The 14,995-nt window shown below is 62.9% G+C and carries 11 protein-coding genes; 5 read left to right on the plus strand and 6 right to left on the minus strand.

Annotated elements, in window-relative coordinates:
• Positions 1 to 338: 338 nt before the first annotated feature.
• On the minus strand, positions 339 to 962 hold the full coding sequence (locus KUW17_RS18930) for a TetR/AcrR family transcriptional regulator (RefSeq protein WP_222481859.1): 624 nt from the start codon (positions 960 to 962) through the stop codon (positions 339 to 341).
• Between the two features lie 187 nt (positions 963 to 1,149).
• Between KUW17_RS18930 and KUW17_RS18935 the strand changes: the two genes are divergently transcribed.
• Together KUW17_RS18935 and KUW17_RS18940 are read left to right on the plus strand one after the other, a co-directional pair.
• Entirely contained in the window at positions 1,150 to 2,268 is a 1,119-nt protein-coding gene (locus tag KUW17_RS18935; RefSeq protein ID WP_222481860.1) for a trimethyllysine dioxygenase, read from the plus strand.
• 109 nt (positions 2,269 to 2,377) lie between these two features.
• Complete coding sequence (locus tag KUW17_RS18940; RefSeq protein ID WP_222481861.1) at positions 2,378 to 3,655, plus strand: M24 family metallopeptidase; 1,278 nt, start codon at positions 2,378 to 2,380, stop codon at positions 3,653 to 3,655.
• A gap of 91 nt (positions 3,656 to 3,746) precedes the next feature.
• Here KUW17_RS18940 and KUW17_RS18945 read toward each other — a convergent pair whose 3' ends face one another.
• The 4 genes from KUW17_RS18945 to KUW17_RS18960 are packed head-to-tail and all read right to left on the minus strand — an operon-like array spanning position 3,747 to position 8,817.
• Positions 3,747 to 4,391, minus strand: coding sequence for a sarcosine oxidase subunit gamma (locus tag KUW17_RS18945; RefSeq protein WP_222481862.1), 645 nt, complete (start codon positions 4,389 to 4,391; stop codon positions 3,747 to 3,749).
• Positions 4,378 to 7,281 (minus strand): sarcosine oxidase subunit alpha family protein, encoded by a 2,904-nt coding sequence (locus KUW17_RS18950; protein ID WP_222481863.1) that lies wholly within the window; start codon positions 7,279 to 7,281, stop codon positions 4,378 to 4,380. Before KUW17_RS18950 ends, KUW17_RS18945 begins: the two co-directional genes overlap by 14 nt.
• Positions 7,278 to 7,547, minus strand: coding sequence for a sarcosine oxidase subunit delta (locus KUW17_RS18955; RefSeq protein ID WP_222481864.1), 270 nt, complete (start codon positions 7,545 to 7,547; stop codon positions 7,278 to 7,280). Before KUW17_RS18955 ends, KUW17_RS18950 begins: the two co-directional genes overlap by 4 nt.
• A 16-nt stretch (positions 7,548 to 7,563) precedes the next feature.
• Entirely contained in the window at positions 7,564 to 8,817 is a 1,254-nt protein-coding gene (locus KUW17_RS18960; RefSeq protein WP_222481865.1) for a sarcosine oxidase subunit beta family protein, read from the minus strand.
• Between the two features lie 181 nt (positions 8,818 to 8,998).
• On the opposite strand from KUW17_RS18960, the gene KUW17_RS18965 reads away from it, so the two are divergent.
• The 3 genes from KUW17_RS18965 (at position 8,999) to KUW17_RS18975 (ending at position 11,938) form a co-directional block, all read left to right on the plus strand.
• The gene (locus tag KUW17_RS18965; protein ID WP_222481866.1) at positions 8,999 to 9,913 is read left to right on the plus strand and encodes a LysR substrate-binding domain-containing protein; all 915 of its coding nucleotides are present in this window, start codon (positions 8,999 to 9,001) and stop codon (positions 9,911 to 9,913) included.
• A gap of 120 nt (positions 9,914 to 10,033) precedes the next feature.
• A complete protein-coding gene (locus KUW17_RS18970) occupies positions 10,034 to 11,578 on the plus strand; it encodes a trimethylamine methyltransferase family protein (protein WP_222481867.1) in 1,545 nt (514 codons plus the stop codon).
• 66 nt (positions 11,579 to 11,644) lie between these two features.
• Complete coding sequence (locus KUW17_RS18975; RefSeq protein ID WP_222481868.1) at positions 11,645 to 11,938, plus strand: hypothetical protein; 294 nt, start codon at positions 11,645 to 11,647, stop codon at positions 11,936 to 11,938.
• Between the two features lie 74 nt (positions 11,939 to 12,012).
• Here the strand turns inward: KUW17_RS18975 and KUW17_RS18980 are convergent, their stop codons facing one another.
• The gene (locus tag KUW17_RS18980) at positions 12,013 to 14,433 is read right to left on the minus strand and encodes an FAD-dependent oxidoreductase (protein ID WP_222481869.1); all 2,421 of its coding nucleotides are present in this window, start codon (positions 14,431 to 14,433) and stop codon (positions 12,013 to 12,015) included.
• Positions 14,434 to 14,995 lie beyond the last annotated feature (562 nt).

Below are 14,995 nucleotides of genomic sequence, written 5' to 3' on the forward strand. Positions count from 1 at the left end.
ACACTGCGGGACAGACCCGCCTTTGGCCCTTGCAGCTATTGCTGCCGCAGAAACCCCTCGCTCCTGCAGCGCGAGACTTTCGGCTGTGTGGCGAACTTCCTGTTTGCGGTCATTCGGGCCCGCGGAAATCGGCGCAGCGCAAACCGCCTTTCGCTGCAGCCATGTCAGGCAAACGAGACGCGAACCAAGCGTCCAATTGGAAGACCAGACTAATTGCAAGCAGGTAAAGTCTGGTAATTCTCTACGTCGCAGTGATTGGCATCGTTGAACCTGAACCAATTAGTACTAAGCAGGCTGCGCAACTGTGGCACCAGCACGGGTCCAGACGATGGAACATGTCAGGCAGGGGCTGTGCTTTTAGCGGCCAAGTAACATTCCAGCCAATCCCAGCAGAACACCTGAATTCTTGCCTTGTCGACAGCCTTTGGGTTCAAGCAGCTTTCAAACCAGACACCTTCGAGGAATACCAATAGGAAAGTAGCGAAAGTATGCGAATCTACAAAAATACTGCGTTCTTCGATAAGGCCTTGAATGAGGAGTTCGAAGGCTGCCCGCTGCTCCTGAAACGTTTCCTCGAAGGCAGATTTTAAAGCCGGGTTTGTCTGTGAAAGACTCCAGAAACCTGTGTAGGTTCCAATAACGCCGTCGTTTGACCATTCGTTTGAAAAGTACAGCTGAAACAGTTGTTTCAGCCGCTCTTCGGCGCTCAGTTCTGTGTTGCCGGTGATTGCGCGGACTTCGGCAAGGTATTGCCTTGCCATGTCCTGGTAAGCCTCGAGAAACAGGCTGTCCTTGCCGTCGAAGTAGTGGGTAAGCAGGCCCGGGGAAACCCCCAGGTCCTTGCAGATTTCCCGGACACCAGTGCCTTGGGCGCCGTATTTTGCAAGCGAATCCCTGGCTCCTTGCAGCATCAGCCGACGCCGGTCCTCGGGGTTGAGGCGCTGTCTCTTCTGGTTGGCCAAGATTGATACATCCCTGCCTGCTTCCTGGTAATTGAATACTTGTACAGCAATCGGCGGGAAGTGCAAACCATTTGCCCGCTGCCGAAAAATACTCAATTGTACAGTTGGACAGTAAGTCTTGACGTTAGCTGTACATGTGTACAATAGTTTGGAGCGGCACAGTTGGAATTGCAAACAGGAGCACGGGATGTCTGTCAAAATCGAATCTCTTCAGGTGTCTGGCACGCAACTGGAAATTTGCTGGACCGGCACCGGCCGGGTCACCCGCTATCCGGCGGTTTGGCTGCGCGACCACTGCCATAGTGCCCGCAGCATGAATCCGGAATCGCAGCAGCGGTCAGTTGACACCTTTGCAATTCCCGCTGATTTGGCGCCTGTTTCCGCGCGGCTGGAGGCCGGGACGGTTTACGTTGCCTGGCCGCAGGAGGCTGACGAAAGCGAGTACCCAGTATCCTTCCTGGAGGCGATGGCAGAGCCGGGCCTGTGGCAGGAAGACCGCCCGAAGAGCCTGTGGGTGGCGGCAGATCTGGAGGGCGGGCTGCCGGAGGTGCCCCACGCTGCGGTGATGGCGGAGGACAGCAGCGGCTTGGCGGAGTGGCTGGATCTCGTCGACCGCCACGGGTTTGCGCTGGTGACCGGCGTCCCGGCCACGCCGGAGGCCACCGAGGAACTGCTGAAGCGGGTTGGCTATATCCGCCAGACCATTTTTGGCGGGTTCTGGGATTTCACCGCCAACAAGGCCTTTGCTGATACCGCTTATTCGACAGTGGAAATCGGCCCGCACACCGATGGCACCTATGCCATCGACTCTCCCGGTTACCAGGCGTTCCACTGCCTAGAGTTCGACGGCACCGGCGGCGAGAGCATCTTTGTCGATGCCTTCAAGGTGGCAAAGGACATCCGGGAACAGGACCCCGAGGCCTTTGAGGTGCTGGCCAAGGTGCCGGTGCCAGCGCAGTACAAGGGCGACGGGGTGCATCTAATGGCGGAAAACCCGGTCATCGGTCTGGATCGCTACGGCGGCCTGCGCAAAATCACCTACAACAACTATGACCGGGCGCCGTTCCGGCTGGAGGACAGCCTTCAGGCGGCTTTCTACAGGAGCCTGAAGCTGTTCAACAGCCTGATCAATAACCGCGCTTACCAGCTGCGGTTCGGCCTGCGTCCCGGTACGGTGGTGCTGTTCGACAACTGGCGGGTGCTGCACGCGCGGGAAGCCTACGAGGGCCACCGCCGTCTGTGCGGGGCTTATCACAACAAAGAGGATTTCCTGTCCAAGTTGCGGCTTTTGCGCAAACGGGGCTGATCCACTCCGGTGACGGCTCTGCCGGGCCGTGAAACCTGCCAGCCGGCCGGGCCAACGGGCTGGCTGGCGCCATTGCAATCAGGCTGGAACAAACTGTGAGGAGGCTGGGATGCCCAAGAATAAAGTGATCAGCAACCACGATCGCAGATGGCCGGTACGGATGGACCGGCAAGAAGGGCCTGTGCAGCACGGTGCGCTGGACCATTCCGACGCGCCTGCCGACCTGGACGATGTGCGCCGTTACCGGCTGGGGCGGCTGCAATCGGAAATGCAGCGGCAGGACGTGCCGGCGCTCCTGCTGCTGGACCCGATCAATACCCGATACGCCACCGACTGCACCAACATGCAGATATGGTGCATGCATTTCGAGACCCGCTGTGTGTTTGTGCCCGCCGACGGGCCGGTGACCTTGCTGGATTACGCCGATATGCCCTTCCTGGCGGAAGGTCTGCCGACGGTGGACAAATACGGGGTGATGAAAGCGCATTACTTCTTTGCCGCCGGCAACCGGATGGAAGAATGGGCCGAGGCCTTTGGCACCCAGATCGGCGGGCTGATGGCCCGCTACTGTCCAGGTGAGAAGCGGCTGGCGATCGACCGGCTGTCGCATCTGGGCGGCAGCGCCATTCAGGGCCTGGGGTTCGAGATCGTAGACGGCCAGAGCGTGGCCGAGGTGGCGCGTTCGATCAAGTCGCCGGGGGAACTGGAACTGATGAAGGCGGCGATTGCGGTCGCCGACAAGGGGATGCATGCGATGCGCGATGCGCTGCGGCCGGGCATAACCGAAAATGCCCTGTGGGCCAAGCTGCATGCGGTCAATATTGCCGAAGGCGGCGAGTGGATTGAAACCCGCTTGCTGGCCTCTGGTCCGCGCACCAATCCCTGGTTCCACGAAAGCTCAATGCGGGTGATCGAGGCGGGCGACATGGTGTCCTTCGATACCGACCTGGTCGGGCCCTACGGCTATTGCGCGGATATTTCCCGTGCCTGGGTATGCGGCGATGTCTGGTCGCGGGAGCAGGCGGAACTGTATCAGCTGGCGCGCGAGCAGGTGGAGTTCAACATGGAGGTGATCAGGCCCGGCATGTCCTACCGGGAGATTGCCGAGAAATCCTGGCCCATCCCAGACCGGTTCAAGAAGAACCGCTATGGTTGCCTGGCGCATGGGGTCGGGCTGTGTGATGAGTACCCGTCTTTACCCTACCGCGAAGACTTGGAGGAATACGGCTATGACGGGGTGGTGGAGCCGGGCATGGTGCTGGCGGTTGAATCCTACATCGGTGAGGAAGGCGCGATGGAAGGGGTGAAGCTGGAGCAGATGATCCATGTGACCGAGACCGGCTGGGAGCTGCTTTCCCATTACCCGTGGGAGGAGTTCGAGGCATAGCCAAAGGAAGCCGCGGATACCATAAAAGGCCGCCGTGTTCACTCCTGGCGGCCTTTTCTTTCAGTAGGACTGCTGGATAGCTGCTGCCGCGTCAGGCGGAGAGGGCTGCCGGCAGCGGGGCCCCGTCTTCCAATACGGCAGCCGCGGTCGTCTGCACCGCCAGTCCGAATTCGGCGGCGGACATGGTGAGCCACTCCCAGAAACTGGCGGCGTGGCTGGCGGGGATCAGAAGGTCGAACTCTGCGTCCGCGCAGCGGTGCAGGTGAATTTTCGTGTGCGCCATCAAACTGACAGCGCTGCGGCCGGGTACAAACCGGTCCAAGTCCAGCACGCAGCCCTTGGCCATCAGGGCGCAGGCGGCGGTGCCGCTGATCCGCAGGCGAAGGAACCCGCCGCCGGCGCTGCTGACGGCGGCCAGCCCGGCAAGCACCTGTTTCAGCTCTTGTTCCAGCACCAGAGCAGGGTGCGGGCTGATCAGGTGCCAGCAGTTGCCGGCTGCCCAGGCCAGGCGGTTTTCGCTGGCCTCAGCAAAGCGCCCCGGGCCGGGCAGGTTGGTGAAGCCGAAGGGCGTCAATGCGGCACCGGTTGCAGTCGCCTTGCCGTGGAAGGGCATGATCCGCAACACGGTGGTGCCGGTCACGATCCGGGCCACGACGCCGGCGGGCTGGGCGGAAGGGACGCCGGTCAGTTCCAGACCTTCGAGGCAGAACGGGGGGCGGGCTTCAGCTGCGCACACGGGTATTCTCCGGATCATAGAAATGGTGGGACACGATGGTGGCCGGGACGGGGTCTTCGCCGTGCAGGGGGTCGATGATCTCAACCACTTCGCCGAGCCGCTCGCGGCCGCGCCGCACCAGAGCGATTGCGATACAGCTTTCCATCGTCGGGCTCCAGGCTGCGGAGGTGATGTAGCCGTCGTCATTCTCTGGTGCGAGGGGGGCGCCACTGGCAGTGATATGGGCGCCCTGGCGGAAGCTGTGCGAAGGGTCCAGAGGTTTCAGCCCCACCACAACCTCGCGGTCGGGGTCGGTCAGCCCAGGGCGGCTGCTGAGGGCGCGGCCGATGAAGTCTTTCTTGGCGGACATCAGCATGCCAAGTCCCAGGTCCGCCGCGGTGGTGAATTTATTCAGCTCCGAGCTGACATGCCCTTTTTCGATGCGCAGCACGTCCAGCGCCTCGACCCCATAAGGCGTTATGCCGAACTCGGCGCCTTCGCGCTCCAGCGCCTCGGCCAGGGGGCGGCCATAGGGGGAGGGCACATATATTTCATAGGCCAGCTCGCCCGAGAAAGAGATCCGGAACAGCCGGGCGGGCACGCCGTCCAACACGGTGCATTCGCGCGCGGCCAGGAAGGGCAGAGCGGCGTTGCTTACATCCATCTCCGGGGCGATCCGGGCCAGCACGTCGCGGGCGCGGGGGCCTGCCAGGGCGATGCCCGCCCAATCCTCGCCCGCATCGGCAAAAACAACGTCCAGCTCCGGCCAGAGTACCTGATGGCAGTATTCCAGATGGCTGATAACACTATCGGATTCTGCCGATGTGGTGGTGATGAAGTAGTGATCCTCAGCCAGCCTCGAAACGGTGCCGTCGTCCATCACGATGCCGTCCTCGCGCAGCATCAGCCCGTAGCGGGACTTGCCCACCGGCAGCTTGGCGAAGCCGTTGCTGTAGACCCGGTCGAGAAAGGCCGCAGCATCGGGGCCTTGCAGGTCGATCTTGCCCAGGGTGGAGACATCGCAGAAGCCCACCGCGCTGCGTACGGCCTGAACCTCGCGGCTGATGGCTTGGCTCATAGTCTCGCCCGGCTTGGGGAAATACTGGCTGCGGTGCCAGAGGCCGGATTCGATGAACACACCGCCTTTGTCCTCGACCCAGCCATGCAGCGGGGTTCGCAGGATGGGGCGCCAGTGCTTGCCGCGGGAACGGCCCGCCAGCGCGCCGAGGCTGACCGGCCGGTAGGGCGGGCGGAAGCCGGTGGTGCCGACCTGGCTCATCGGCTTGTCCAGTGCCTTGGACATCGCGGCGATGCCGTGGATGTTGGAGGTCTTGCCCTGATCGGTTGCCATGCCAAGGGTGGTGTAGCGTTTGACATGCTCGACCGAGCGGTAGCCCTCGCGGGTGGCCAGCGAGACGTCGCCCGCAGTCACGTCATGCTGCAAATCTATGAATTTCTTTGACTTCCCGGTGCTGGACTCGAAGTAGGCGAATTTGGCGGCGCGCTGTTCGCTGGCCTCCAGATAGTTGTGGTAGTCCGCCAGGCTTGCGCTGTCCGGGGCGGCAAAGCGTTTGCCGGCGGCCTCGCCCGCTATGCGGCCGTGGGTCTGGCAATCTTCGTGGGCCTCAAGCCCGACGAGGCTGCCGGTGCAAAGGAAATCCGCGCCCGCCATCTCCTGCGGCAGGAAGGCTTGCAGGTTTTCGCTCCAGTGCGGTTTCTGGCCGCGCTGTGCCAGCAGCTGCACCGCCGGGTTCCAGCCGCCTGAGACGCAGACCGTATCGCAATCCACGGTGCGGCGGCTGCCGTCCTTCTGGCGCAGGGTGACGCCCGTGACTGTGGTGCGGCCATGCACGGTTTCGATCTCATCGCCGTTGCGGGCATCTGCCACCGCGGCGACGGTGACACCAGCCGCCCCCAGCGCCTTGACTAGGCCTGTGGTGCTGTCGTTGGTGGTGAAGATCACCGCGCGGCTTCCGGTGCGGACGCCGTAGTCGCGCAAGTAGCGCTCCGCGGCGGAGGCGAGCATCACGCCGGGGCGGTCGTTGTTGCCAAAGACCAGCGAGCGTTCATGGGCGCCGGTGGCCAGGATCACCTGGGGGGCCACGATCTTCCACATCCGCTGGCGCGGCTGGTGAGCGGCGGGGACGGGCAAGTGATCAGAGACCTGCTCAACCGCGCCGAAGGTGTTGTTGTCATACCAGCCGAACACCATCGTGCGGGGCAGGATGCGGACGTTCTCCAACGCCTCCAGTTCGGCGATGTCCTGTTCCAGGCCGGTGCTGTCAAAACCGCCAAGACGGGCGTGTTCCTCCACCAGGGTCACCCGGGCGCCGCTTTGGGCCGCAGCGCGGGCGGCGCTGATGCCCGCGCCACCGCCGCCGATCACGAGAATATCGCAGTGGTGGTGGATCTTTTCATAGGTGTCGGGATCGATGCCGCCGGACAGGCGGCCCATGCCTGCGGCGCGGCGGATCACCGGCTCATAGAGATTGGTCCAGAATTTTGCGGGCCATTTGAAGGTCTTGTAGTAGAACCCGGCGGCAAAGAACGGCGAAAACAGCTGGTTCACCGACAAGAGGTCATAGCGCAGCGAGGGCCAGCGGTTCTGACTGGTGGCCTCCAGCCCATCATAGAGCTCAACCATCGTGGCCGGAATGTTGGGTTCCTGCCGGGCGCCGCTGCGCAGCTGCACCAGGGCGCTGGGTTCATGCGGGTCGCAGGTGAAGATGCCGCGCGGGCGGTGGTACTTGAAGCTGCGCGCGACCAGGCGGACGCCATTGGCCAAGAGGGCAGAGGCGAGTGTGTCGCCCTCGTAGCCGCTGTAGCGCTTGCCGTCGAAGGTGAAGCTGATGGGCTTGCTGCGGTCGAGGCGGCTTCCAGCGCCGTTTAGCCGGTGGGTCTGGCGGGTCATCGCTGGACCTCCCCGCCGGGGCGGGCCTGAATGGCCTGAGTGATTTCATGGGTGACGGTGTTGCGGTCCACAACCAGCCAGCCGCCGCAGCCCTGGGCGTGGCGCCAGTGTTCGCGGTGGGGGCCCTTGGGGTTGTCGCGCAGGTAGACGTAATCGACCCAGGCCCCCATCGGGGCGTCTGCGGCGGGGCGGGTGAGGGTGGCGTCGCCGCGATAGATGAATTCTTCCAGCGGGCGGTCGCCGCACAGCGGGCAGGGGATGCGCATGGGGTGTCAGCCCTCCTCAGTGGTGGTTGGGGAAGGGACCGCCGCCAGTGGCATCCACCGGGCGGCCTTCGGCAAAACGGTCAAGGTGGAACGGCGCGTTGTACTTGTGCGGCGCATCGTTCGCGACGGTATGGGCAAAGCACCAGGCGGCGCCGGGGATTGCCTTGAAGCCGGTGTAGTTCCAGCCTCCGTTCAGATAGAGTCCCTCGACCGGCGTCTTGCAGATGTAGGGGGAGCCGTCCATGGTCATGTCGACCACGCCGGCCCAATGGCGCAGCAGGCGCACCCGGCCCAAGCTGGGCAGGAACATCATCATTGCTTCGGCCACGTCCTCGACAATCGGCAGGTTGCCGCGCTGCGCAAAGCTGTTATAGCCGTCCAGCATGCCGCCGAAGACCAGGCCGCCCTTGTCGGACTGGCTGACATACAGATGGCCGACGCCAAAGGTGGCGACGGTGTCGACGCAGGGTTTCACCGCCTCGGAGACGAAGGCCTGCAGCTTGTGGCTTTCCACCGGCAGCTTGATGTCGGCCATCTGCATCACCTGGCTGGTGTGGCCCGCCACGCAGACCGCGACCTTGCCCGCACCGATCCGGCCGCGGCTGGTCTCTACCCCGGTCATGCGGCCGCTGGCGTCTCGTTCAAAGCCGGTGACCTCGCAGTTCTGGATGATGTCGACGCCCAGCCGGTCGGCGGCGCGGGCATAGCCCCAGACCACGGCGTCGTGGCGCGCGCTGCCGGCGCGCGGCTGCAGCAGCCCGCCCAGCACCGGGAAGCGGCCGTTGTTTGCGTCCACCAGCGGCATCATCTCCAGCACCTGGCGGCGGTCCAGCATCACCGCATCGACGCCGTTCATGATCATCGCATTGCCGCGGCGCACCGCCTCGTCGCGCTGGCCGTCGGTGTGGAAGATGTCCAGAACGCCGCGCTGGGAGAACATTACGTTGTAGTTCAGCTCCTCGCTGAGGCCTTCCCACAGTTTCAGCGACCATTCCAGCAGGGGAATTTCGCTGTTCAGCAGGTAATTGGAGCGCACGATGGTGGTGTTGCGGCCGGTGTTGCCGCTGCCGATCCAGCCTTTTTCCAGCACCGCCACATTGGTGATGCCGTGCTCTTTGGCCAGGTAATAGGCGGTTGCCAGCCCGTGGCCGCCGCCGCCGATGATCACCACGTCATAGTGCTTCCGGGGCTCCGGGTGGCGGAAGGCCTCGGGCCAGCCCCGGTGGCCGCGCAAGGCCTGTTTCACCAAAGATGTGACTGAATACTGCATCGTCTCCGGCGCCCGTTCCGGGCTTCGTTCTGCTGGGAAGTTTACCGGATGATGATGGCGCGGCACCGGCCCTGCCCGACAGGGCAAAAAAATTCAGCGGTGGCTCAATTTAAGTCTTCCATTGAGAAATCAGGCGCTTGGCGTCACATTGGATGGGTCCTGAATACCGGCGGATTGAACCATGAAAAGACGGCTTCCCCCCTTTGCGGCAGTCAAGGCCTTTGAGGCGGCTGCGCGCCATTGCAATTTCCAGCTGGCGGCGGAGGAGCTGGGCATTTCAGCCTCGGCGGTCAGTCACCAGGTCAAGGCGCTGGAGGATTTCATCGCCATGCCGCTGTTCATCCGGCGCAACAACCGGCTGATCCTGCGTGAAGAAGGCCAGGCCTATTTCGAACGCCTAAGTGTTGCGCTGGATGGGATCGAGATGGCGACAGATGTGCTGGCGCGCTCAACCGGGCGGTCGCAGCTGACGCTGAACCTGTTCCCATCGCTGGCCGATGTGTGGCTGATTCCGCAGCTGGGGGATTTTCATCAGAAGCACTCCGATATTGCCGTCCGGCTGAGCACCTCCGAACTGGCGGGAGACGGTTTGAACCGGGAGGCGGATTTTGCCCTGGCCTATCTGCCGAAGGAGAACGTGCCGGAGAATGCTGTGGTGCTGTTTTCCGATGATATCGTGCCAGTGGCGGCGCCGGAGTATCTGGCAGCGCACAGGCAGATCGAAAGCCCGGAGGACCTGCTGCAGCACACCCTGATCGCCAGCCTGTCGGAAGATGAGGAATGGAAGTCCTGGTTCGAGGCGCAGAGGGTCGCGGATCACCGCAATGCCCGCTACTTGGAGCTGGACATGTGCTCCAGCTGCCTGAAAGCGGCCAAGGAAGGTCTGGGAATCACCATGGGCCGCAGGCCGTACCTGGATCATGATCTGGCGGCCGGCCGTCTGGTAGCGCCAGTGCCGGCGGTTGTTTCCACCGGCTGGTGCTTGGCGCTAGTAACCACCCCCCGCGGCGCTGGCTTGCCGTATGGACCGCGCTTCCGGAATTGGATGATCACTGTGAGCGGCGAGTCCGGGAATGCATGGGCGGCACTTGGCTGACCCGGACAGGCGGTTGGGTACTTTATTGTACATTCGAACAATAAAGATTGCATGGGGCGAACTTCCATGCTTATCTATTGTACAGTTGAACAGTAGATAGCTCTCCGCAGGAAGGTAGCCATGACCCGAACCTCTGCACGCAGACGCGCCCGCGGCGGCGCCCGGCCGGACCGCAGCGGCGGCGCTGTAACCCAATCACCCTGGACCCAGGTCCGCTACCGCACCGCCCCCACAAACGTGCTGAGCACCGATCAGATAGAGGCGATCCACGAGGCCTCGCTGACGATTCTGGAGGAAATCGGCGTCAAAGTGTTGGACCCAGAAGCGCGGCGCTATCTGCAGGAAGCCGGGGCCAAGGTGGACCACAGCGAGGAGATGGTCTGGCTCGACCGCGGGCTGGTGGATGAGAAGCTGAAGCTGCCGCCGTCGTCGTTCACGCTGCACGCGCGCAACCCGGAGCGCAATGTACAGCTAGGCGATGATTGCGCGATCTTTGCCTCAGTTGGCGGCCCGGCCTTTGTCTCGGATCTCGACAAGGGGCGGCGGCAGGGCACCTATGCGGAGATGTGCGATTTCATTAAGCTGGTGCAGAGCCTGAATATCCTGCATCAAGAAGGCGGCGGCCCGTTCGAGGCGCTGGACCTGCCACAGGAAAGCCGCCATCTGGACCTGCATTTCGCGCAGATCACCCTGACCGACAAAAACTGGCAACCCTGGGGGCTGGGCGCCGACCGCGCCCGTGACGGGCTGGAAATGGCGGCAATCTCGCTCGGCTGCTCGCGCGAGGACCTGATCGGCAAGCCGGTGTTTACCACCGTGATCAACACCAACTCGCCGCTGCAGATCGACGGGCCGATGGGAGAGGGGTTGATCGAGATGGCCAAGCACGGCCAGCCCGTGATCATCACCCCGTTCACGCTGGCCGGTGCGATGTCGCCTGTGACCATTGCGGGCGCGCTGACCCAGCAGAACGCCGAAGCGCTGTCTGGTATCGTACTGGCGCAATGCGTGCGCCCGGGCACTCCGGTTGTCTATGGCGGCTTCACGTCCAACGTGGACATGAAAACCGGCTCACCGGCCTTTGGCACCCCGGAATACACGCTGGCGGCGCAGGCCACCGGGCAGCTGGCGCGGCGTTACGGCATCCCCTTCCGCTCCAGCAATGTGACCGCCTCCAACGCGGTCGATGCGCAGGCGGCCTATGAAAGCCAGATGTCGCTGTGGGGCGCGATGAGCGGCCATGTGCATCTGCTGAACCAGGGCGCGGGCTGGCTTGGCGGCGGGCTGGTGGCCTCTTTCGAGAAGCTGATCATCGATGCCGAGATGCTGCAGATGATGGCCGCGGCGCAGCAGCCGTTCGAGGTGTCCGATGCCGCCATCGGCCTGGACGCGATCCGCGAGGTCGGGCCTTGCGGCCATTTCTTTGGTACCCAGCACACGCTGGAGCGCTATGAGAGCGCCTTCTACACGCCGCTGGTGTCCGACTGGGACAATTACGAGAACTGGAGCGACCGCGGCAGCATGGACAGCGCGCAGCGCGCCAACGGGATCTGGAAGCAGATGTTGGCCCAGTATGAGAAGCCGCCTATCGACGCGGCAATCGAGGACCAGCTGAAGGACTACATGGCCCGCCGCAAGCAGGAGATCCACGGCGCAGCCGCCTGACCTGCGAACATTCTCCCAGCCTTATGCGGCAGCGGAGCTGCATAAGGTCATTCTGCCCGGCTCCCCATGGCCGGGCAGCTTTTTTATGAGCTGCTGCTTACAGTCAGTGCCTGGCAACCCGTTTCCGCCTTCCTCGCGAATTCCACCAGTGGCGGCTGGCCGCGGCTGCGCCGCCATGCGACGCAAAAGAAGGCCGGTTTTGGAGTTTTTTTACGCTTTCATTCCCTTTACGGTGCTTCACCGCCGCCCTTAACGCGGCAGCACGGAGAACACGCACAGAAATCCAGCTGGATATCCTTCGGGCGCCAGCAGGGCCGCTGCAGCGCAGGCCGTAACAAAAAAGAACCGGAGCAGGCCTAGGCGGCACTGCTCCGGTTCGCGGGGCTGGATGCGGTGAGGATGGTGGCCCAGCCCCTTCCGGTGATGACGGCGTGTTAGTTGCGCATGCGCAGGCCCTCGGGGTCGACGGGCGGGGCGGTCAGCAGGCGCGCCTTGCACCGCTTGGCGGCGATGTCGATCTCGTATTCGGCGGCTGGGTCGATGGTGTCGGGATAGAGGTAGCCAAGCGCCAGGCTGGTGTCTGCGCAGTAACCGTAGCCGCCGGAGCTGGTGTAGCCGGCCAGCTTGCCATTCAAGAACACCGGCTCGCCGCCATAAGCGTCGGCCTCGCCCGTATCGACGGCGAATTGCACGAAGCACTCCCGCGGCCCGGCCTCCTTGGCAGCCAAGGCAGCCTCGCGGCCGATGAAGTCACCCTTGCCGTAGCGGACAAAGCGCGCCAGTGCGGTTTCGTGGGGGTAGTAGTCGGAGGTGAGCTCCATGTTCCAGCCGGCAAAGCCTTTTTCCAGCCGCAGCGCCATCAGCGCGTGGCCGCCTGCGAGGGTCAGGCCGTGGGGTTCGCCCGCTGCCAGGATCTCCTCGAACAGCGTGCGCTGGTATTCCATCGGCATGTAGATCTCGTAGCCGCATTCGCCGGTGTAAGAGACCCGGATGACAAAGGCGCCGGGGCAGGGGCCCAGGTCCATCTCGCGGCCCGACAGGAACGGGAAATCTGCGCTGCCGAAGCTGATGCCCGGGGCCACCGCCGCCATGATTGCCTTGGCGTTGGGGCCGGCCACATGCAGGCCCGCATAGCGGTTGGTGAGGTTCTCATAAGCGACACCGGTTTCGGGCATGGTTTCGAGGAACCAGCGTTCGTGGATCTTTTCCATCGCGCCCGACCCCAGCACCAGACAGCTGTCCTCACTGAGGCGCGTGACGGTGAAATCGCCGGTCACTTTGCCTTGGCGGCTCAGCATCGGGCAGAGCGCAGTTCTGCCCACGGACGGGATCTTGTTGGCCATGATGCGGTCCAGATAGGCCACCGCACCGGCGCCGCTGAAGCGGTATTTGCCATAGCTGGTCAGCTCGAACAGGCCTGCGGTTTCACGCACAGTGCGGGATTCGCGGGCGACGGCCTGGAAGCAGGCGGGGCGCTCGTAGGAATAGCTCTCCTGCCGCTCGGCGTCATTGGTTGCATACCAATAGGCGTCCTCCCAACCGCAGGTCTCGCCAAACACTGCGCCTGCGTCTTTCAGCCTGTCATAGATTGGTGACGTCTTCATCGGACGCGCTGCCGGGAAGGTCTGGTAGGGGTAGATCCGGCTAGAGCGGTTTTCATACCAGTATTTGGTCATCTGCTTGGCATAGCGGTTGCCGGCATAGTCGCCGTAACGGGCCACGTCCCAGAAGCTGACGTCCAGCGAGGGCTCGCCGTCGATGATCCATTCCGCCAGCACCTTGCCGATGCCGCCGCCCTGGTTGAAGCCGGTCATCACGCCGTTGGCGCAGAAGTAGCCTGGCTTGCCAGGGTAGGGGCCGATCAGAGGGCCGAGGTCGGGGGAAAAGATCATGGGGCCGTTGATCACGCTCTTGATGCCGGCATCGGCGAGGCTGGGGATCAGCTCGACCGCTTGCAGAAACTCGTCCTCCATCCGGCTCAGATCGTCGGGCAGCAGCTCGTGACCGAAGTCCAAGGGGGTGCCGTCTTCGGACCAGTGGATGCATTTGCTTTCATAGGCGCCGATCAAAAGCCCCTTGCCCTCGGGGCGCATGTAAAGGTTCGCATCGGCATAGGACAGCAGGGCGTGATCACTGCCGATTTCCGCCATCTCGGGGATCTCTTCGGTGATCAGGTAATGGTGCTCGACCGGCATCAGGGGCAGCTTGATGCCCGCCAGCGCCGCCACTTCGCGGCCCCAGAGGCCGGCGGCATTGACCACGTAATCGGCGGTGATGGTGCCGTTTTCGGTCACCACGTCCCATTTGCCGTCGTGGCGCTGGTTGGTTTCCAATACCGGGGTGTGGCGGTGGATTGTGGCGCCGTAGTTGCGCGCGGCCTTGGCGAAGGCATGGGTGACGCTAGCTGGATCACAGTAACCGGCTGTTTTTTCATGCAGGATCGCGGTCAGGTCATCGGTGTTGAGGGTCGGAGCAAGCTCCTTGGCGCGGTCCGGGCAGATAAATTCGGATTCAATGCCATAACGCTTGCCGAAGGCATGGGCGATGGCGAGCGTCTTGATCTCTTCCTCATCCTTCGCGACCAGCAGCTCACCGTTATAGTGCAGGCCGCACTCCTGGCCGCTTTCACGCTCCAGCTCCGGGTAGAGGTCGATGGTGTACTTTTGCAGAACCGCAGCATTGCCTGGGGCAGTCAGGGTGAACAGGTTGCCGGCCGCGTGCCAGGAGGAGCCTGCGGTCAGCTCCTGCCGTTCCAGCAGCACCACATCCTTCCAGCCCCGTTTGGCCAGGTGATAGAGGATGCTGCAACCGACGACCCCGCCGCCGATAATGACCACTCTTGCTTTTGTTTCCATTACGCTCGCCCTGCTGTCGCTGAGGTTTCGGTTGAAAAACTGTCGAGCAGGGGGCGGGTGAACTCAAACAAATTTAATTGCGGGGTCCTCAAATTTGATTCTGCGGCCAAATCCGACGGTGTAATTTTCTTGGTGACGATCGAAATTTATTTAGTTGAGATGAATCCATTGCTGCCGGATCGTTATGGGACCACGACCTAACGGCCGGGCAGGGAACGGCATCACGGCAGCTCGCAAGACAAGGCCGTTCCGGGTGTCAGGGCGGCAGTTGGGTCACCGTAGTGTCCAGTTCTAGCGCCTGCAAGATTCTGCGGTGCCTGCTGAAGATATCTACACGGAGCGTGGGAGAAATTGGGGCGCTTTCTCCAACCGGAATTAGCGTCAATGCCAGGGAGGAATGACAATTGTACATTCAAAGCGAAGCAGGCAAAGGTTATGCATTAAGCGCCCCGGCTTCGCTTTATGTGGGGCTTCTGGTGGCTGCGCCGCTGGGGATCCTGGTGGCTTACAGCTTCTGGACCCAGACCTATGTCGAGATCGACAAGACCCTGACCTGGGCCAA

The sequence above is a fragment of the Leisingera aquaemixtae genome, assembly GCF_019801145.1.
Lineage (GTDB): Bacteria > Pseudomonadota > Alphaproteobacteria > Rhodobacterales > Rhodobacteraceae > Leisingera > Leisingera aquaemixtae_A.